18 protein-coding genes are annotated in these 18206 nt (G+C 73.4%); 10 read left to right on the top strand and 8 right to left on the bottom strand.

What is annotated here, in order from left to right:
* The first annotated feature begins 187 nt into the window (after window positions 1–187).
* Genes ABT070_RS05125 through ABT070_RS05110 form a run of 4 tightly spaced genes read left to right on the top strand, consistent with a single transcriptional unit; the run spans window position 188 to window position 4056 of the window.
* On the top strand, window positions 188–1117 hold the full coding sequence (locus tag ABT070_RS05125) for an ABC transporter ATP-binding protein (protein WP_351754845.1): 930 nt from the start codon (window positions 188–190) through the stop codon (window positions 1115–1117).
* Window positions 1117–2010 (top strand): ABC transporter permease, encoded by an 894-nt coding sequence (locus tag ABT070_RS05120; RefSeq protein WP_351754842.1) that lies wholly within the window; start codon window positions 1117–1119, stop codon window positions 2008–2010. Before ABT070_RS05125 ends, ABT070_RS05120 begins: the two co-directional genes overlap by 1 nt.
* 25 nt (window positions 2011–2035) lie before the next feature.
* Window positions 2036–3391, top strand: coding sequence for a sensor histidine kinase (locus ABT070_RS05115; protein ID WP_351754840.1), 1356 nt, complete (start codon window positions 2036–2038; stop codon window positions 3389–3391).
* Window positions 3388–4056, top strand: a complete 669-nt coding sequence (locus ABT070_RS05110; RefSeq protein ID WP_351754837.1) for a response regulator — start codon at window positions 3388–3390, stop codon at window positions 4054–4056. The genes ABT070_RS05115 and ABT070_RS05110 overlap by 4 nt, the downstream gene beginning before the upstream one ends.
* Window positions 4057–4222: 166 nt before the next feature.
* On the opposite strand, the gene ABT070_RS05105 is transcribed toward ABT070_RS05110, so the two are convergent.
* Window positions 4223–5896 carry a leucine-rich repeat domain-containing protein gene (locus ABT070_RS05105; protein ID WP_351754834.1) on the bottom strand — a complete coding sequence of 558 codons (1674 nt, stop codon included), beginning with the start codon at window positions 5894–5896 and terminating at the stop codon, window positions 4223–4225.
* Window positions 5897–5994: 98 nt separating this feature from the next.
* Here ABT070_RS05105 and ABT070_RS05100 point away from each other — a divergent pair, with 98 nt between their 5' ends.
* A complete protein-coding gene (locus ABT070_RS05100; protein ID WP_351754831.1) occupies window positions 5995–6999 on the top strand; it encodes a hypothetical protein in 1005 nt (334 codons plus the stop codon).
* Window positions 7000–7033: 34 nt separating this feature from the next.
* On the opposite strand, the gene ABT070_RS05095 is transcribed toward ABT070_RS05100, so the two are convergent.
* Window positions 7034–7897, bottom strand: a complete 864-nt coding sequence (locus ABT070_RS05095) for a pirin family protein (RefSeq protein WP_351755962.1) — start codon at window positions 7895–7897, stop codon at window positions 7034–7036.
* A gap of 112 nt (window positions 7898–8009) precedes the next feature.
* Here ABT070_RS05095 and ABT070_RS05090 point away from each other — a divergent pair, with 112 nt between their 5' ends.
* From ABT070_RS05090 to ABT070_RS05075, 4 genes are all read left to right on the top strand, one after another.
* Entirely contained in the window at window positions 8010–8459 is a 450-nt protein-coding gene (locus ABT070_RS05090) for a carboxymuconolactone decarboxylase family protein (protein WP_351754828.1), read from the top strand.
* A 164-nt stretch (window positions 8460–8623) separates the two neighbouring features.
* Complete coding sequence (locus tag ABT070_RS05085; RefSeq protein ID WP_351754825.1) at window positions 8624–9826, top strand: bifunctional class I SAM-dependent methyltransferase/NUDIX hydrolase; 1203 nt, start codon at window positions 8624–8626, stop codon at window positions 9824–9826.
* The gene (locus ABT070_RS05080) at window positions 9816–10370 is read left to right on the top strand and encodes a GNAT family N-acetyltransferase (protein WP_351754822.1); all 555 of its coding nucleotides are present in this window, start codon (window positions 9816–9818) and stop codon (window positions 10368–10370) included. Before ABT070_RS05085 ends, ABT070_RS05080 begins: the two co-directional genes overlap by 11 nt.
* 153 nt (window positions 10371–10523) lie before the next feature.
* Window positions 10524–11753 (top strand): phosphodiester glycosidase family protein, encoded by a 1230-nt coding sequence (locus tag ABT070_RS05075; protein WP_351754819.1) that lies wholly within the window; start codon window positions 10524–10526, stop codon window positions 11751–11753.
* A gap of 32 nt (window positions 11754–11785) precedes the next feature.
* On the opposite strand, the gene ABT070_RS05070 is transcribed toward ABT070_RS05075, so the two are convergent.
* The 6 genes from ABT070_RS05070 to ABT070_RS05045 all read right to left on the bottom strand — a co-directional run bounded on the left by ABT070_RS05070 (window position 11786) and on the right by ABT070_RS05045 (window position 17041).
* Window positions 11786–11980, bottom strand: coding sequence for a hypothetical protein (locus tag ABT070_RS05070; protein ID WP_351754816.1), 195 nt, complete (start codon window positions 11978–11980; stop codon window positions 11786–11788).
* A gap of 115 nt (window positions 11981–12095) precedes the next feature.
* Complete coding sequence (locus ABT070_RS05065) at window positions 12096–12956, bottom strand: phosphatidylinositol-specific phospholipase C/glycerophosphodiester phosphodiesterase family protein (RefSeq protein ID WP_351754813.1); 861 nt, start codon at window positions 12954–12956, stop codon at window positions 12096–12098.
* A gap of 171 nt (window positions 12957–13127) precedes the next feature.
* Window positions 13128–14210, bottom strand: a complete 1083-nt coding sequence (locus tag ABT070_RS05060; RefSeq protein ID WP_351754811.1) for an acyl-CoA dehydrogenase family protein — start codon at window positions 14208–14210, stop codon at window positions 13128–13130.
* On the bottom strand, window positions 14207–15388 hold the full coding sequence (locus tag ABT070_RS05055; RefSeq protein ID WP_351754809.1) for an acyl-CoA dehydrogenase family protein: 1182 nt from the start codon (window positions 15386–15388) through the stop codon (window positions 14207–14209). The genes ABT070_RS05060 and ABT070_RS05055 overlap by 4 nt, the downstream gene beginning before the upstream one ends.
* Window positions 15385–16356, bottom strand: coding sequence for an NADPH:quinone oxidoreductase family protein (locus ABT070_RS05050; protein WP_351754807.1), 972 nt, complete (start codon window positions 16354–16356; stop codon window positions 15385–15387). The genes ABT070_RS05055 and ABT070_RS05050 overlap by 4 nt, the downstream gene beginning before the upstream one ends.
* Window positions 16357–16468: 112 nt before the next feature.
* Window positions 16469–17041 (bottom strand): helix-turn-helix domain-containing protein, encoded by a 573-nt coding sequence (locus ABT070_RS05045; protein ID WP_351754805.1) that lies wholly within the window; start codon window positions 17039–17041, stop codon window positions 16469–16471.
* A gap of 79 nt (window positions 17042–17120) precedes the next feature.
* Between ABT070_RS05045 and ABT070_RS05040 the strand changes: the two genes are divergently transcribed.
* Window positions 17121–18086 (top strand): NAD(P)/FAD-dependent oxidoreductase, encoded by a 966-nt coding sequence (locus ABT070_RS05040; RefSeq protein WP_451100312.1) that lies wholly within the window; start codon window positions 17121–17123, stop codon window positions 18084–18086.
* The last annotated feature ends 120 nt before the right edge of the window (window positions 18087–18206 follow it).

The following is an 18206-nucleotide window of genomic DNA, read 5'->3' as shown; positions in this document are numbered from 1 at the left end:
CGGGCCCCGGCGCGGAGGGGCGTGGGCGGAGGGCGTGGGCGGAGGGCCACGAGTGGTACCCCGGTACCACTCGCCCGCCGAGGATTCCCCCGGGGTCCCAGAGATCACGCCGTCCGTGCTCCTAGTTTCGAAGGCAGACACCGCGGTTGTGGCCGCGGCGGGTTCGAGGCAGGAAAGGCCCACTCCCATGATCGAAGCGCGCGAGCTGACGAAGCGGTACGGGGACAAGACGGTGGTCGACCGTCTGAGCTTCACGGTGAAGCCGGGTGAGGTGACCGGCTTCCTCGGCCCCAACGGCGCGGGCAAGTCCACCACCATGCGCATGATCATCGGGCTGGACTCCCCCACCGGGGGCTCGGTCACCGTCAACGGCCGCTCCTACGCCGAACACGCCGCGCCGCTGCACGAGATCGGCTCCCTGCTGGAGGCCAAGTCCGTCCACCCGGGGCGCAGCGCGGTCAACCATCTGACGGCGCTCGCGCACACCCACGGCATCCCGCGCCGCCGGGTGGACGAGGTCATCGAGCTGGCCGGGCTGACCGGCGTGGCCGGCAAACGGGTGGGCGCCTTCTCGCTCGGCATGGGCCAGCGGCTCGGCATCGCCTCGGCGCTCCTGGCCGACCCGGCGATCGTCATGCTCGACGAACCCGTCAACGGCCTCGACCCCGAGGGCGTGCTGTGGGTGCGCAACCTGCTGCGCGGGCTCGCCGACGAGGGCCGGGCCGTGATGCTCTCCTCGCACCTGATGAGCGAGACCGCCCTGATCGCCGACCACCTGGTGATCATCGGGCGGGGCCGGCTGCTCGCGGACACCACCGTCGACGACTTCACCCGGGAGGCCGGGGGCGGCGGTGTGAAGGTGGCCGCCGCCGACGCCGTGCGGCTGCGCTCGCTGCTGGCCGGCCCGGGGGTCACGATCAGCTCCTCCTCCGCCGAGGAGTTGCTGGTCAGCGGACGGGACGCCCGGGAGATCGGGGCGATCGCCGCGCAGCACGGGGTGGCGTTGTACGAGCTCACCCCACAGGCCGTCTCCCTGGAGGCGGCGTTCATGGACCTCACCCGCGATGTCGTCGAGTACCAGAGCGGTCCGGCCGGCACCGAACGAAAGGCCGCCTGATGCCCGCCACCGTGTCGCGCCGCAACCGGCGCCCGAGCCTTTCCGCGGCGCCCGACCCCACGGCCCCCGACCCCACGGCGCCCGCCTCGCCCGCGAAGTACAGGGTGACCGGCCCGCGGGTGCTGCGTTCGGAGTGGGCCAAGTTCTGGACGCTGCGCTCCAGCTGGATCACCCTGGGCGTCGCCGTGTTCCTGCTGGTCCTCTTCGGGACGATCGCCGCCTACACCTACAGCCCCGACGCCGTGGGCAACGGCGGACCCCCCGGGCCCGGTTCGGGCTCCGGGGACAGCGACGCGGTCAGCCTGGCCCTGACCGGCGTGTCCTTCGCGCAGCTGGCGGTCGGCGTCCTCGGCGTGCTGCTGGCCGCGGGCGAGTACAGCACCGGCATGATCCGCTCCACGCTCGCCGCGGTGCCACGCCGGCTGCCCGTCCTGTGGTCGAAGGCCGCCGTGATCGGGCCGATCGCGCTGATCCTCACCACCCTCGGCGCACTGGCCGCGTTCCAGCTGGGCGCGCCCGGCCTGGACGGCGAGAAGATCGCGCTGTCCCTGGGGGACGACGGCGTCCTGCGGAGCCTGGCCGGCGCGGGCCTCTACCTCGGGCTGGTGGCCGTCTTCGGGGTGGCTCTGGGCGTGCTGCTGCGCTCCTCCGCCGGAGCCATCGCCGCCCTGGTCGGTGTCCTGCTGATCCTGCCCGGCCTGGCCTCGCTGCTGCCCGACTCCTGGTACGACACCCTCAGCCCCTACTTCCCCAGCAACGCGGGCTCGGCCGTCTACGCCGTGCACCAGTCCTCCGACGCCCTCTCCCCCGGCGCGGGGCTCGCGGTGTTCGCCGGCTGGGTGGCCCTGGCCCTCGCCGGGGCCGCCTGGCGGCTCGCCAGGACCGACGCCTGACCAGGGCACGAGCACAATGGTGTCCATGAGCCCGTACCGTCAGGCAGCCGCCGCGGACGCCGTCCGGGGGGCGGCGGCGCCGTCCCCCGGCTTCGAGGCCGTCTGGGCGCACCCGCTGCTGGGCCGGCTGCTGCGCGACCAGAGCCGGCGGCAGCGGCTGGACCGCCGGCACCCGTGGCTGCTCGACACCGCGGTCGTGCTGGGCGTCGCCGCGATCAGCCTGCCCGACCTGCTCTGGGGCGGCAACGACTCCCCCTTCGGGGACGCGGACGCCCGTGGCCGGCTGCCGACCGGCGTCCTGCTCGTCATGGTCGCCGCACTCGCCGTCCCCCTGTGGTGGCGCCGCAAGGCCCCCGCCGTCACGTACTTCGCCATCGCGCTGATCTCCCTCGCCCAGTGGTCGGTGGGGATCTGGCTGCAGGCCGGTGTCGGCGCGCTCATCGCCCTGTACACCCTGGCCCGGAACGGTTCCCTGCGGGTGCTGGGCTGGGCGGTCGCGCTGACCGTCGCCGAACTGCTGCTGGCCGTCTTCGTCCTGGTGCCGATCGAACATCCGGTGCTCGGCAGCTTCTTCCGGCTGGGCACCATGGCCGCGGCCGTCGCCATCGGCCTGACCCTCCGCATCCGCGGGATGTACCTGGAGGCCCTGGAGGACCGCGCCAGGCGCCTGGAGATCGAGCAGGACCAGCGCCTGCGGCTCACCGCCGCCGCCGAACGCTCCCGGGTCGCGCGCGAGATGCACGACATCGTCGGCCACAACCTCTCCGTGATGGTCAGCGTCGCCGACGGCGCCGCGACCCTCGCCGCCAACCGGGGCGAGCGGTCGACGGACGCCCTGCGCATCCTCGGCGACACCGGCCGCCAGGCCATGAGCGAACTGCGCCGCGTGCTGGGGGTCCTGCGCGAGGAACAGGACGGCGAACAACCGCTCAGCCCGCAGCCCGGCATCGGGGACCTCGACCCACTGCTGACGCGGGTCCGCGCGGCGGGGCTGGCCGTCACCTACCGGACCGTGGGCGACCTCGGCTCGCTGAGCAGCGGCGTCCAGCTCACCGTGTACCGCATCGTGCAGGAAGCCCTCACCAACACCCTCAAGCACGCCGGCCCGCGCTCCGCCGCCGACGTCACCGTCACCGCCGAGGCCGGCTCCGTGCGGATCAAGGTCGCCGACACCGGCGTACCCCCGGGCGCGCCCGCGCCGGCGGCGGGACGGGCCGACGGCCCCGGGCACGGTCTCGTCGGCATCCGCCAGCGGGCCGCCATGTACGGCGGCACCGTCGTCGTCGGGCCGCGCGAGACCGGCCACGGCTGGCTGCTGGACGTCGTGCTCGACGTACCCTCCGCACCCACCCCGCCGGCACCAGGAGAGCAACCGTCATGACCACCGTGCTGATCGCGGACGACCAGCCCCTGCAGCGCATGGGCGTCCGCATGCTCCTCGAGGGCACCCCCGGCCTGGAACCGGTCGGCGAGGCCGAGCACGGCGGCGAGGCCGTCCGCCTCGCCGCGCGACTGCGCCCCGACGTCGTCCTCATGGACATCCGCATGCCCGGCATGGACGGCATCGAGGCCACCCGCCGCATCGTCGCCGCCGGCGGCCGCACCCGCGTCCTCATCGTCACCACCTTCGATCTCGACGAGTACGCCTACGAAGGCCTGCGGGCCGGCGCCGGCGGCTTCCTGCTCAAGGACGCCCGCCCCGAGGAACTCGTCGCCGGCATCCGTGCCGTGGCCACCGGCGACGCGGTCGTGGCCCCCCGCCTGACCCGCCGTCTGCTGGACGCCTACGCCCACCGGGTCCTCGCGCCCGCCGACGCCCCGGTGGCCGAGGACCCCCGGCTGCGGACCCTCAGCGACCGCGAGCGCGAGGTCCTGGTCGCCGTCGGCCAGGGCTGGACCAACACCGAGATCGCCGAACGCCTCGTCCTCACCGAGTCCACCGTCAAGAAGCACGTCGGCCGCGTCCTCGCCAAGATCGGCGCCCGGGACCGCATCCAGGCCGTGATCACGGCGTACGACGCGGGGCTGGTCAAGGCCAGGTCATAGCCCCGCGGCCGCCCCGGCCGGACCCTCGCCCGCGGGAGACGCAGCGGTAGTCGAGGCGGGTGACGCCGGTACCGGCCGCGGAGCCGTCGAGGGGGCCTCGCGTCGATCGGGAACCTGCGCTTTCGACAGGCCTGGGCGTTTTCGGGGGCCCGGCGCGGCTCCGCCGTCAGGAAGGGGCCGACGGCTGTGCGGCGGGTTCGCGGAGGTCCGGTCGCAGGTGGGGGAAGACGGCGCGCAGACGGTCGCCGGTGGAGCCGTCGAGGGCGGTGTACCGCAGGTCCAGCGCCTCGAGTCGCGGGAGCCGGAAGAGGGACTCGGGCAGCGCGGTGAGCTCGTTGAAGGACAGGTCGAGCCGCCGCAGCCCGGGCATCCGGGCGAACGCGTCGTCGGGCAGCGCGGTGAAGGCGGCCCGGACGACCTCGCCGCCCACGGTCTTCCCGCCCCAGCGGTCGATCTCCAGATGCTCCAGAGTCGTGATGTCCCAGACGCCGGACAGCAGCTCGCGACCCGGTTCGGGCTGGAAGGACCAGGGGGTGCTGCCGTTGAGGCGCAGCACCCGCAGCCGCGGCAGCCTCGCCAGGTCGGGCAGGCGGGGCAGCAGGGCGGAGAGGGAGCCGCGAAGGTCCAGTTCCTCCAGGGCGGTCAGTTCGAGCAGCTCGTCGGGCAGCGTTTCCAGGAACACGTGCGAGAGGTCGAGCCGACGCAGGGCCGCCAGCCGGGTCACCGGTCGCGGGAACGCCACCGGGGAGTCGTACGAGCCCGGCCGGAGGTTCGACAGGTCCAGTTCGCGCAGGGCGCTCAGCCGGGCCACCGCGTCGGGGACCGGGCAGCTCAGCCGGGCGGCGCGCAGCACCTCCAGCCGGGGGAGGTCGCCGATCCACTCGGGCAGCGCGCCGAGGGAGTTGCCGGAGATGTCCAGGACGCGCAGGTCGCGCAGCCTGCCGATGCTGTCCGGCAGAGCGGTGAGCGAGAGGCCGGAGAGGTTCAGCTCTTCCAGGGCGGTCAGTTCGCCGATGCGCTCGTCGAGGCTGTCGATGGCGTCGTTGCCGGCGAGGGAGAGGACCCGCAGGCCGGGGAAGGCGTGGAGCTGCTCGGGGAGTCGGCGGAGCTTGCGGTCGGAGAGGTCGAGTGCGGTGATCTCCCCGGCTCGCGGCAGCAGGGCGTCGAGTTCGTCCAGGGCCACCAGGTGGCTGGGCCGGATGCCGGGGCGCAGGACCGGCCGGCCTTCGCGCAGCGCGGCGCCGATGGCGCGTTCGTCGGCCGTGCCGTGCTGGTCGAGGAGTTCGGGCCGTACGAGGTCGTCCAGTTCCTCGTCGGTGAAGTCGACGGGTCGGTCGACGCAGCTCGGTGTCGCGACGAGCAGGGCTTCGGGCTGCCCGGCGAAGTGCATGGTGAAGTACAGGGTGCACAGGACGGCCCCGGCGCGGGTGCGGCCCGCGACGCTCAGGCATCCGCCGTCGTCGCCGTAGCTGCCCTGGACGGTGCCGGACGCGGTCAGGTCTCCCCGGACGACCACGGTGGGGCAGCCGGACATCAGTACATGGCGGGCCCGCAGGCTGCCGGTGACGAGCAGGAAGTTGCCGCTCGCCGAGTCCCACCACTCCACATCGCCGCCGACGGTCAGGTCACCGTCCACGATCGTGTTGTACGGCACCCAGTCACCGTCGGGCTCCGCCTCCAGGCCGCCCGTCACGTGCAGTCCGCCTTCGTAGAGGCGTATCTCCTGCTCGTCGGCGAAGTCCTGGTAGGGGTGGCTCACGTCGGCGGAGACGCCGAACCGCTCCTCCGCCTCCGCCACGGTGATGACGCGGTAGGCCGTCGGCGAGGTCTGTGCACTCATGCCCGGGATGCTAACGGCCGCCGGCACCGGGCCCCTGCGCGGCCGGACCGGCCACCGTGACATGCTCCCCGGACCGCCGTGCGAGAGGACCAGCCGACGTGGAACACCTCAGGGCCGTCACCCTCCGGGAGGCCGACGAACGATTCGGTGTGCGGTCGCTGTTCCACCTCGGCCGACCGGACGACGACGCGGAGGTCGTCGTGTTCAGCGGCGACACGGCCCTGGAGAGGCTGCCGCTCGACTTCTCCCACCTCGACTCCTGGTCCGGGCTGGCGAAGACGCACCCGGACATGTTCCTGGGGGTCGTCGTGGACGGCGATCTCACCGTCCGGGAGGGGGTCACCAACTGGGAAGGGGACTTCGGCCCGTTCCTCCTGGTGCGTGGCGACGTGCGGGCGGGGAACTTCGCCACCGCGGGCAGCGAGGTCCTCGTCGAGGGCGACCTCCAGGTGACCCGGACCCTCGCGGGCATCTACAACCACGGCCGCACCGTCATCAAGGGCGACACGGTCGCCGAGGTCGTGCTGACCCAGGAGCATCTGACCGAGTTCCACGGCCGTCTGACGGCCCGACTCGCCGTCGCGGGGAACTTCCTCGAGGTCGCGGACCCGGCGAAGGTACAGGTCGACGCCTGGGCGGGCTACGTCTGCGACCTCCGGGGCCGGATCCTGCCCACTCTCGGTTCGCGGTCGACCCGAGCGCTGCGGGCCCTGGACCCCGACTTCCGGGACCTCGACAGCCGGAAGATCCTCACGGCGGTCGAGGCCGGCCGGTCCCTGCTGCGCGCGGACACGCCGCCGCGGACCGACCCGGGCGCGCCCGGGAGTCCCGCCGAGGCGGTACGCGAGGTGCTGCGGCTGGCCGGGTGCCGGGAACACGACCCCTGGGACGACGGTTTCGTCGTCGACGCGGGCAGGGACGGCGGACCCGTCGAGGTGTACTTCTGCGAGGCCGACGAGCCCGACCACCCGGACGACCCCGACGCGGCCCCGGCGCTCGACCCGGTCACCGAGTCGGCCCGCTACAGCGCCGCCCTGACCGCGGCCGGGCATCGGGTGACCGTCGACCCCCACGACGAGGACGTACTGCACGTCCACCCCTGACCGGCGCCCCCCGGCCGGCCGTGCGGCGGCCGGGTCACCGCACCGTCCGGCGGCGCGCCTTCAACGGCACCGACGGCAGTTCCGGCGCCGGCAGCGGGGCGCCGCCGTACCCTTCCACCTCACCGAACCGGGCCCCGCCCAGTCCGTCCGTCCACTCCTCCCGAGCCCGCGCGATGTCCTCGTGCGAACGGCCGATGAAGTTCCACCACATGACGATCTCCTCCTCGAACGGCGGCCCGCCGAGGAGGATCGCGCGGGCCGGGGTGGTCGAGTCGTTGGCCAGGGTGAGGTGGGTGGGGCCGGGGTCCAGATGGCCGAGTTCCGCGGGCCGCAGCGGGGTGTCGGCGAAGCGGATCTCGCCGGTGTCGACGAGCAGGCCGTGTTCGAAGGCGGGGTCGACGGCGAGGGTGAGTTCCGCGCCCGCTTCGAGGACGAGTTCGGCGCCGAGGAGCGGGGTGAACGTGCGGACCGGGGAGGTGGAGCCGGCCAGGGAGCCCAGGAAGACCCTGATCTCGGCGCCGGGCACGCCGACCGGGGCCGGGGCGTGGTGCTGGAAGTCCCGTGGGGCGTCGCGGTGTTCGTCCGGGAGGGCCACCCACAGCTGGACGCCGTGCAGGACCGTGGTGCGCGGGGTGGAGACCTCCGAGTGTGCGATGCCGTGTCCGCCGGTCATCAGGTTGAGCTCGCCGGGGCGCACGAGGGCGTGGCTGCCCAGGCTGTCGCGGTGCTCGATCTCGCCGGTGAACAGCCAGCTCACCGTCTGCAGACCGATGTGGGGATGCGGGGCCACGTCCATGCCGCCGGTGTCGGCGACGTCGTCGGGGCCGTAGTGGTCGGCGAAGCACCACGCGCCGATGAGGCTGCGCGTACGCTGCGGCAGCGTCCGTCGTACGGTCATCGCCCGGGGGCCGCCCAGCGGGACGTCTCGCGGGGTGAGTACCTCGGCCTTGTTCACCGTGGGCACCTCTCGTTTCTGCTGTTCCGACCCATGAATGGTTTGATCTTCAACTATGACTCGACGGATCTTCATAGACAAGCAGAGCCCCAAGGCCTACCACGCACTGCTCCAGACGTCCGAGGCCGTGCGGGCGACCGCCGCCGACGCCGGCCTGGAACGCAGCGTCGTGGAACTGATCGACCTGCGCGTCTCGCAGCTCAACGGCTGCGCGTTCTGCCTCGACCTGCACACCAGGGCCGCCCTGCGCGCGGGCGAGGACACCCGTCGGCTGGGCGTCCTCGCGGCCTGGCGGGACACCGCTCTCTTCAGCCCCCTGGAGCGTGCCGCCCTGGCGCTGGCCGAGGCGACCACCGTGCCGTCCGACGCCGCCGCGCAGGAGGCCGCGTACGCCGACGCCCTGGAGGTCCTCACCGAGGACCAGATCTCGGCGGTGATCTGGGTGGCGGTCACCATCAACGCCTTCAACCGGGTGTCCATCCTGAGCAAGCACCCGGTCCGCTGAGCACCCGTCCGGCCCCGCCGGTGACGAAGCTCCCGGGCTCCCGGGCTCCCCGGCGCGCCGGTCCCGCAACGCACCGTGCGCCGACGCCGGTTGCCGGGTGCCGGGTCCGGTAAGAATCGACTGGCCCGACGCGCACCGACCGGCCGACCCGTGGAGGACCGCCCATGCCCCGTCCCGTCGCCCCCGACGGCCCGGAGTCCGTCAACGCCGACGCCTGGCAGGCCTACGCCACGCACCATCTGCGGCGCGGCACGCCCCTCGCGGAGGCGGAGCGGATCGACTGGGGGTTCCCGGACGCCGGTCCGGACGAGTCGTTCCTCGGGGAGCTGGCGGGCCGGCGCGTTCTGGACCTGGGCTGCGGCCCGGCCCGGCACGCCGCCCGGCTCGTCCGCGCGTACGGGGCCACCGTCGACGCGGTCGATCTCGCGGCCGGCCAGATCGAGCGGGCCCGCGACCGGTACGGCCCGCTGCCCGGACTGCGTCTGCTCCACGCCGACGCCGTCGAGCACCTGCGCACCGCACGCCCGTACGAAGTGATCTACTCCGTCAACGCCGTCCCGTTCATCGACCCAGGGCGGCTGTTTCCCGCCCTGGCGACCGCCCTCGCTCCCGGTGGGACGCTGTGCTTCTCCGTGCTGCACACCAACTCCAGTGGCGACGGCCCCACTTCGGAGCCGGTGGCGCGGCCGGAGACGCTGCGGTTCGCGGGCGGCGGCGAGACGACGGTCCGGATGTGGGTGCCCACCACCGAGACGTGGGAGAACCTGCTCACCGCACACGGGCTGGTGGTGGAGGACGTGGTGCCGGTGACATCGCCGGACCCCGCGAACCACGCCGCGTACCGGGTCCTCCGGGCCCGGCGCCCCTCGCGCGTCCGCGCCCGCCCCCGCACCGGTCTCCCGCCCGTCGCGCACGCGGCGATCGGCGTCGGCGCCATCCTGTACGGGCCCCGGGGACTGCTCCTGGGCCGTCACCGGCGGGGCACCTGGGAGCTGCCCGGGGGCACGGTCGAGCCCGGGGAGTCGCTCCAGGAGACGGTCGTGCGGGAACTGCGCGAGGAGACCGGGCTGCGGGCGGACCCGTCGAAGGTACGTCTGCTGGGCACCCTGCTCGACCGGGTCGAGGGTGTCGTACGGATGACCGTCGGCGCCGTCGTCACCGACTGGGAGGGCGAACCGGCCGACCAGCCCGGGGAGAGCGTCGGCGACTGGCGCTGGTACTCCCTGGACCACCTGCCGCCGTCCCTGTTCGTGTGCAGCGCCCAGTCCCTCACCGTCTGGCGCCCGGACCTGCCGATCGATCACGCCCCGGCCCACTTCACCCCGTTCGCCGGGCACGACGGCCGGGTGGGCGGCGATGACGACTGACCCCGCCGGATCGCCCCGCGCCCGTCCCCGTGTCGGACCCCGCATCCGACCCCGGCTCCCGGCCGACCTGGACGGCTGTGTCGCCGCGCTCGCGCTGGTGCACGCGCACAGCGGCTATCCGGTCGACTGGCCCGACCGGCCCGACCGATGGCTGACGCCGGGCGGCCTGCTCGCCGCGTGGGTGGCCGAGACGGACGGGCGGGTCGTCGGACATGCCGGTCTGTGCGGCGCCGAGCAGGGGGACGTGGCGGCGGACCTGTGGGACGGCCGGACGGCGCCCGCGGTGATCAGCCGGCTGTACGTCTCACCCGGGGCCCGCGGTCACGGCGTCGGCGCGGCTCTCCTGGCACGGGCGGTCGGGGCGGCACGCGCCCGGGATCTCCACCCGGTCCTGGACGTGGTCGCCACCGACCCCGCGGCGGCCTTCTACGAGCGGCTCGGCTGGCGGCTCCTCGGCACCGTCGACCAGCGGTGGGGACCGGCCCGGACGGTGTCCCTGCGCTGTTACGCGGCCCCGAGCCCGACCGCTCGGGTGACGGGCTAGCACACGGGGCGGGACGGCACGGCCGAACGGCGGTGCACGCCACCCGGAATCGTGCCTTTCCTCACCCGTTCTCGTGGTCTTCCCGCTCACCCCCCTGGCGGGAGTTCCCGCAGGTCATGAGAAAGTTGCGGCCCGAACTACCCAGGGGGGTCCGTGACACGACATCAGAAGCGGTACGGGGTGCGCAGAAAGAGCGTGACGCTGCTCGTCACGCTCGGCACCATGGCCGGGGCGGCGCTCGCGGGGGCGGCCCCGGCCGACGCCGCGACCTGGACCACCGTGGCGGCGGGCGTGGCGTACCGGCAGTACGACCTGGCGGGGGCCGCCGGGACGACGCACGTGCATGTGCTCAGCGTCGATCTCACCAACACCCATGTGCGCCTCGGGCTGTTGTACCCGGGGGCGGTCGCGTCCCGTGCGGCCGTCTCCTCGCTGGCGAACAGCCAGAAGGCCGTCGCCGGCATCAACGGCGACTTCTTCAACATCAGCGAGACGCAGCACCCGGGCGTCGCGGCGACCGGGGCGAGCGTGGGGCCGGCGGTCGTGAACGGCAAGGCGCTCAAGGGCGCGGTCCCGAACGGGCAGCGCTTCGGGCCCGCCTTGCCGCCGGGCACGAACACCAGGGCCGTGGTCGGTGTCGGCACCGACGGCAGGGCCCGGGTGGACAGCCTGTCCCTCGACGGAACGGTCAGCGTCCTCGGGCGGCGGCTGCCGCTGGGCGGCGTCAACCAGTACGCGCTGGCCGAGAACTCCATCGGCGCGTACACCTCGGACTGGGGCAGCGTCTCGCGCAAGCGGGCCACCTGCGGCACGGACACCGAACGGGCCGCGGCGTGCAGCACCAGCACCTACGAGGTGACCGTGAGGAAGGGCCGGGTGGTGTCGACGTCGACCGCACCCGGCAGCGGCGTCATCACGGCCGGCACCACGGTCCTCGTCGGGCGGGAGGCGGGGGCGGCGCGCCTGAAGAACCTCGTCAAGGGCCAGGCGGTGGCGGTGCGCTACGGGCTGACGGCCGCGTCGAGGTCGGCGTACAGCTTCGCCGTGGGCGGCTACCCGGTGCTGTCGGGCTCCCAGCCGCTGTCCGGTCTGGACAAGTCGGTCTCGGCGGTGCGTACGGCCGTGGGCATCGGCAACGGCGGGAAGCGGGTGTACCTGTTCGCCCTGGACGGTGCCACCGCGTACCGCAGGGGCCTGACGATCGCCGAGGTCGCCGGCGCCCTGAAGAGCCTCGGCGCGACCGAGGGCTTCAGTCTGGACGGCGGCGGCTCGTCGACCCTGGTGGCCCGTCCCGCGGGCTCGGCCAAGGTGACGGTCCGCAACCACCCGTCCGACGGGTACGAACGCCCGGTGGCCAACGGCATCGGGGTCTTCACCAAGTAGTCGCCCGGCTCATGGGTGAACCCGCAGCGGCCTCACGGTCGAAGGCTGCCGACGATGTCGGCCGTGGCCGTGAGGCCGCTGTGGATGGTGGGGGCCAGGTCGGTGCCTGCCAGCAGGAACCCGAGCAGCAGGCAGACCAGTGCGTGGGAGACCTTCAGTCCGCCGTTGCGTGTGAAGATCACCGCCAGGACGAACAGCAACAGCACCGCGGAAATCGAAATGGCCACCGTCAACCTCCTCCGACACGTCCGTTTCACGGCGTTCGGCCGCAAGTGTGGCGTAACGGAGGGTTCGTCCGGGCGGCTGACCTGTCCGCCGAACGAGTGGTGTCAGGCGAGTGCGTCACGCCGTCCGGTGGGCGTCGAGGAACGCCTCCAGGCCCGCGAGGTCGTCCGTGTTGAGGTAGTCGACGTCGGCGGCGAGGAGTTCGCCCCACAGCGCGTCGCGGGCGGGACCCGCGAGATCCGGCGTGGCCCAGAACCGCACCTGCTGGCCGCGTGCGTGGGCGGCACCGACGATGCTCCGCAGCTTCTGGCGCTCCGCCTCGGGGAACGCGCCGACGCCGAGCCAGGTGAAGTTGAGCGTCCAGTTGTCGCTGATCAGCGAGGCGAACGAGGACGCGGAGGTGCCGAGGTCGGCCAGTCGGCCGTCGTAGAAGGCCCGGCGGACGCTCTGAGCCGCCATGGGCGTACGGGCCGCGCGGTCGCCGGAGATGACGGCGGTCACCGGACCGGGGTGGACGCGGCCGTGCGCGTAGGTGGTGAACAGGCCCTTGTGCCGCTTGAGCAGGCGGTCGAGTTCGAGATACGTCGAGGAGCCCTCGGTCTTGATGTCGATGAGCAGTTGCAGGGGCTGCCGGTAGCCCCGGTACACCGAACCGTGGTTGGCCTTCACCCGGGCGGCGAGCGGGGCGAGGTAGAGCGACTCCAGGGTGCGGGAGGGGTCGAGCTGGTCCGCCGAGTGGGCGACGAGGAGTTCGCCGTCGACGAGGAAGATGTCGGCCTCGACGCTGCCGAAGCGGTGATCGAGGGCGTCGAGGAGGGGACGGGGATGCTCGTAGTCGTTGTGGGCGTGGGCGCGCCGCAACGGGCGGGGGCCATGCTCGCGCCCGTCGGCGAACGCGCTGCCGGCGGGCGGGGCGAGCACCGCGGCGACGGTGGCGCCGAGGCCGGTGAGAACTCTGCGGCGGGTGACGAGGGACATGTCGTTCCTCCCTGTGGGGCGGGTCGGGACCACAGGGAGTATGAGGCTGACCGGGCAGCAACGAACCTGTGCATGCCAGGAGTTGGCCGGACCGCCGTCGCTCGTTCACTCCTTCCGGCCGGCGGCACGGAAAAGCCCGCCCCAGGTGGGGCGGGCTTCACCGGGTGACGGTCAGGGGGCTTGCAGATCGACGAGTCCGGCCACGGCGGCCCGGTGGGCGCCCGCGCTGCCGTAGGCGATCGAGTCGGCCTTGGCCCGCTTGAGGTACAGGTGGATCGGGTGCTCCCACGTCATGCCGATGCCCGCGTGCAGCTGGAGCGCCTCCTCGGCGGCGTGCACGGCGACCCCGGCCGCGTAGGCCTGGGCGACGGCCACCGCGAGGTCGGCGTCCTCGCCGCTCGCCAGCGCGTCGGCCGCGCCCCGGGCGACGGCCCGGAGGTTGACGACCTCCAGCCAGAGCTGGGCCAGCCGGTGCTTGATCGCCTGGAAGCCGCCGACGGGCCGGTTGAACTGCTTGCGCTCCTTGAGATAGCGCACGGTCTCGGTCAGCGCCCAGTCGGCGAGCCCGAGTTGCTCCGAGGCGAGCAGTCCGGCGCCGGCCCGCAGGGCACGGCGGACGGCGGATTCGGCGTCGCCGAGGCGGCGTCCGGGAGCGTCGGCGAGAGTGAGCGTGGCGAGCGGACGGGTGAGGTCGAAGGACACCTGCGGGGTGACGGTCACCGCGGCCGCGTCGACCGCGTACAGGCCGCCGTCGTCCGCCGGCACGAGCAGCACGTCGGCGACGGCCGCGTCCGCGATGCCCGACAACTCGCCCCGGAGGAGGCCTCCTTCGACATGGACGGCCTGGACCGCGGCGCCCGGTGCGGTGTGCAGCCCGACCGCCAGCGCGCCGATCGTCCGCCCGGACGCCAGCCGGCCGAGCAGCTCCTCGTCCCCGACGTCCAGCAGCGCCTCGGTGGCGACGACGGCACTGGTCAGGTACGGCACGGGGGCGACGGAGCGCCCCAGCTCCTCCAGCACCACGGCGACTTCGCGATGAGTGGCGCCCTGGCCGCCCAGCGCCTCCGGCACCAGCAGGCCCGCGAGGCCCATGCCGTCGGAGAGCGCCTTCCAGGCCGCTGGGTCGTGCGGCGCGTCCGACTCCGTACGCGCGATGACCCCGGGCGCGTCGCAGTGGTCGGCGAGCAGGTCGCGGACGGCGGCGCGCAGCGCCTCCTCCTCCTCGGAGTAGAGGAGATCGGGCTGTGCGCTCATCGGGCCAGGTCCTTCCAGGCGACGTCCTTGTCGGTGCGCGGCTCGGACGGGAGGCCCAGGACGCGCTCGGCGACGATGTTCAGCAGGACCTCGCTGGTCCCGCCCTCGATGCTGTTGCCCTTGGAGCGGAGGTAGCGGTATCCGGCGTCCCGGCCGGTGAAGTCCACCAGCTCCGGGCGGCGCATCGTCCAGTCGTCGTACAACAGGCCCTCCGCACCCAGGAGTTCGACCTCCAGACCGCTGATCTCCTGGTTGAGCCGGGCGAACGCGAGCTTCATGCCGGAGCCCTCGTAGCCGGGCTGGCCGGCGACGAGCTGCTGACGGAGGCGTTCACCGGTGAGGCGGGCTGCCTCGGCCTCTACCCAGAGCTTCAGCAGTCGCTGGTGCAGATCGTGGGTGCGCAGCTCGGGCCGCTCGCGCCAGGTCTTCGAGACCGGGCCGATCATGCCGCCCTCGCGGGGCAGCCGCATGCCGCCGATCGACACGCGCTCGTTCATCAGGGTGGTCTGCGCGACCCGCCAGCCGTCGCCGACGTCACCGAGGCGGTGCGTGTCGGGGATGCGGACGTCGGTGAGGAACACCTCGTTGAACTCGGCCTCGCCGGTGACCTGACGCAGCGGCCGGACCTCGACGCCGGGGTCGGTCATGTCGCAGACGAAGTAGGTGATGCCGGCGTGCTTGGGCAGGTCCGGGTCGGTGCGGGCGATGAGGATGGCCCAGCGGGCGACATGGGCGCTGGACGTCCACACCTTCTGTCCGTTGATCACCCACCCCTCGCCCTCACGGACGGCGCGGGTGCCGAGCGCGGCCAGGTCGGAGCCGGCGCCGGGCTCGCTGAACAGCTGGCACCAGACCTCCTCGCCCACCCACAGGGGCCGCAGGAACCGCCGCTTCTGCTCCTCGGTGCCGTAGCGCAGGATCGTCGGCGCGGCCATGCCGAGGCCGATGCCGATGCGCCGCGGGTCGTTGTCGGGGGCGCCGGCGGCCGTCAGCTCGGCGTCCACGACGGCCTGCAGGGAGCGGGGGGCGCCCACTCCGCCGAGGCCCTCGGGGTAGTGCACCCAGGCGAGTCCCGCGTCGAAGCGGGCCTTGAGGAAGTCCGTCGGATCGGTGCCGGCGGGCGGATGCGCGGCCAGCAACTCGGCTGTGCGGCGCTTCAGTTCGGCTGCGTCGGTCATGCGGCGGCTCCGTTCTGCGGTACGACGGCCACCCGGCCGGTGGTGACGCCGTCGCCGACCCGCTGCACGGCGGCCGCGGCCCCGTCGAGCGGGACGCGCTCACTCACCAGCGGCCGGATCGCGCCCCGGGCCGCCAGCTCGGTGAGCTGTTCGTGGCAGTGCTGGACCAGCTTCGGGTTCTTGGTGTTGTATAGGCCCCAGTGCAGACCGAGGACCGAGTAGTTCTTGACGAGGGCGTGGTTAAGCGCGGGACTCGGGATGGTTCCGCTCGCGAAGCCGACGACCACGATCCGCCCCTCGAAGGCGACGACCTTCGTGGACTGGGTGTAGGCGTCGCCGCCGACGGGGTCGTAGATCACATCGGCGCCCCGGCCGCCGGTGGCCGCCTTCACGGCCCCCACGACGTCCTCGGCCCGCCGGTCGATCACCACGTCGCAGCCCAGCTCCCGGGCCACGGCGGCCTTCTCGGCTCCGCCCACGACACCGATGACGGTCGCGCCCGCCGCCTTGCCGAGCTGCACGGCCGCGCTGCCGACCCCTCCGGCGGCCGCGTGGACGAGCAGCGTCTCGCCGGCCTCCAGGTGTGCCCTGCGGTGCAGGCCGAACCAGCCCGTCTGGTAGCCGATGTGCAGCGCGGCGGCCTCGGCGTCGTCCAGCGACTCGGGCGCGGGCAGCAGGGCGGCCGCGTCGGCGACGGCGTACTCGGCGAAACCGCCGTACGGCAGGGCCGGGTTGGCGATCACGCGACGGCCGTCCTCGGTCTCGCCGCAGATCTCCACGCCCGGCGTGAACGGCAGCGGGGGACATACCTGGTAGTGCCCGCGGACCATCAGCACGTCCGGGAAGTTGATGTTCGCGGCACGCACCTTGAGCAGGACCTGGCCGTCGCCGGGCGTGGGCCGCTCCACGTCCTCGAGCCGCATCACCTCGCTCGGCTCGCCGTTCTCGTGCACCTGCCATGCCTGCATGCGGAGCCTCCACGGGACTGCGTCGTCCGACCGGCGTTCCGACCGGCTCGATTCGCATACTAAGCGGTCGCTTGCCAGGAGGGAACAGACGACGGCCGAAGAGTCGTCTCCGTCACCCCTTCCGAGGCCTCGCTCGAACATGCATCCGCTCACCCTGCGGTCCGAACAGGCTCAGGAACTCGGCGGGCCCCTCCCCCGTCGACCCGAACCAGTGCGGCACCCGCGTGTCGAACTCCGCGGCCTCGCCCGCCGCCATCACCACGTCGTGCTCCCCCAGCACCACCCGCAGCCGCCCGGACATCACGTACAGCCATTCGTAGCCCTCGTGGACACGCGGCTCGGGCTCCTCCTCGCGCTGCGGCACCAGCACCTTGAAGGCCTGCAGTCCGCCGGGCTGCCGGGACAGCGGCCAGAAGGTGCGCCCGTGCCGCACGATCGGCTCGGCCCGCACCCGGGGGTCCCCCACCGGCGGCGCCCCGACCAGCTCGTCCAGCGGCACCTGGTGGGCCTGGGCGATCGGCAGCAGCAGCTCCAGGCTGGGCTTGCGCAGCCCGGACTCCAGCCGCGACAGAGTGCTGACGGAGATGCCGGTCGACTCGGACAGCGCCGCGAGCGTCACCTCCCGCTCCTTGCGGAGCCTCCGCAGCCTCGGTCCGACCTCCGCGAGTACCTCATCGGTCGTCATGCCTCCATCTTGCCGAACCGGCAAATATGTTTGTCAATCCCGCGCGCGCCCGGCGACCGTGGTCGCGGAGGTGGTCACCGTGACCGAGCAGACCGAGCAGACCGAGCAGTACGAAGTGATCGTCGTCGGCGGGGGTGCCGCTGGCCTGTCCGCCGCGCTGGTCCTGGGCCGGGCCAGGCGCCGCACACTGGTCGTCGACGCGGGTGAGCCGCGCAACGAGCCCGCCGCCCATATGCAGGGCTATCTGTCGCGGGACGGCATGTCACCCGCCGAGTTCCTCACCGTCGGCCGCGAGGAGATCGCGCGGTACGGCGTGGAACTGGTCCGCGACCGGGCGGTGGACGCCACCAGGGACGAGGGCTTCGCCGTACGGCTCGCCGGGGGCGCCCCCTCCGGAGGACCCCGCACCGTGCGGGCCCGGCAGCTCGTCGTCGCGACCGGCCTGAAGGACGAGCTGCCGCCGGTCCCGGGCCTCGCCGAGCGCTTCGGCCGGGACGTGCTCCACTGCCCGTACTGCCACGGCTGGGAGGTCCGCGACCAGGCCTTCGGCGTGCTCGCCACCACCCCGATGAGCGTCCACCAGGCACTGATGGTGTCCCAGTGGTCGAAGGACGTGACCCTGTTCCTGCACACGGTCGCCGAGGCCGACCTGACCGACCAGGACCTGCGCCGGCTGGCCGCGGCCGGTGTGCGCGTCGTCCCCGGCGAGGTGGCCGGACTGGCCGTCGAGCAGGACCGGCTCACCGGGGTCCGCCTCCGGGACGGGCAGGTGCACGACCGCGAGGTGGTGTTCGTGGCACCCCGTGCGGTGCCGCGGACGGACCTGATCACCCGGCTGGGCGCCGAGATGGGCGAGACCCCCTTCGGGACGTACCCCGTGGTCGACGCACGCGGCCTGACGAGCGTGCCCGGCCTGTGGGCGGCCGGCAACGCGTCGGGCTTCGCCGAGCAGGTCGTGAACGCGGCCAGCCGTGGCTACCGGGCCGGGGCGGCGATCAACGGAGAGCTGCTCATGGCGGACCTCGACGCGGCGGCCGCCGGCTGAGCGGTCCAGGCGAACCAGGCTGCGGTTCGGCAGCGCCCCCGAGGGGCGCGGGGAACTGCGCGACCGGCCACAACGCGCCCGCGGGCGAAGAGCAACCCGTTCCTCGGCGTGTGAAACAGC

Source organism: Streptomyces sp. NPDC002884 (assembly GCF_040295245.1).
Taxonomy (GTDB): Bacteria; Actinomycetota; Actinomycetes; order Streptomycetales; family Streptomycetaceae; genus Streptomyces.
The sequence above is the reverse complement of the archived record's forward strand: the minus strand, read 5'-3'. Positions and strand labels throughout refer to the sequence as shown.

Coding starts and splice junctions, on each gene's coding strand:
- ABT070_RS05115 (WP_351754840.1), top strand. CDS start 2,036: ATGAGCCCGTACCGTCAGGCAGCCGCCGCGGACGCCGTCCGGGGGGCG.
- ABT070_RS05080 (WP_351754822.1), top strand. CDS start 9,816: ATGACGACTGACCCCGCCGGATCGCCCCGCGCCCGTCCCCGTGTCGGA.
- ABT070_RS05125 (WP_351754845.1), top strand. CDS start 188: ATGATCGAAGCGCGCGAGCTGACGAAGCGGTACGGGGACAAGACGGTG.
- ABT070_RS05050 (WP_351754807.1), bottom strand. CDS start 16,356: ATGCAGGCATGGCAGGTGCACGAGAACGGCGAGCCGAGCGAGGTGATG.
- ABT070_RS05095 (WP_351755962.1), bottom strand. CDS start 7,897: ATGACCGTACGACGGACGCTGCCGCAGCGTACGCGCAGCCTCATCGGC.
- ABT070_RS05045 (WP_351754805.1), bottom strand. CDS start 17,041: ATGACGACCGATGAGGTACTCGCGGAGGTCGGACCGAGGCTGCGGAGG.
- ABT070_RS05120 (WP_351754842.1), top strand. CDS start 1,117: ATGCCCGCCACCGTGTCGCGCCGCAACCGGCGCCCGAGCCTTTCCGCG.
- ABT070_RS05065 (WP_351754813.1), bottom strand. CDS start 12,956: ATGTCCCTCGTCACCCGCCGCAGAGTTCTCACCGGCCTCGGCGCCACC.
- ABT070_RS05090 (WP_351754828.1), top strand. CDS start 8,010: ATGACTCGACGGATCTTCATAGACAAGCAGAGCCCCAAGGCCTACCAC.
- ABT070_RS05055 (WP_351754809.1), bottom strand. CDS start 15,388: ATGACCGACGCAGCCGAACTGAAGCGCCGCACAGCCGAGTTGCTGGCC.
- ABT070_RS05105 (WP_351754834.1), bottom strand. CDS start 5,896: ATGAGTGCACAGACCTCGCCGACGGCCTACCGCGTCATCACCGTGGCG.
- ABT070_RS05085 (WP_351754825.1), top strand. CDS start 8,624: ATGCCCCGTCCCGTCGCCCCCGACGGCCCGGAGTCCGTCAACGCCGAC.
- ABT070_RS05110 (WP_351754837.1), top strand. CDS start 3,388: ATGACCACCGTGCTGATCGCGGACGACCAGCCCCTGCAGCGCATGGGC.
- ABT070_RS05060 (WP_351754811.1), bottom strand. CDS start 14,210: ATGAGCGCACAGCCCGATCTCCTCTACTCCGAGGAGGAGGAGGCGCTG.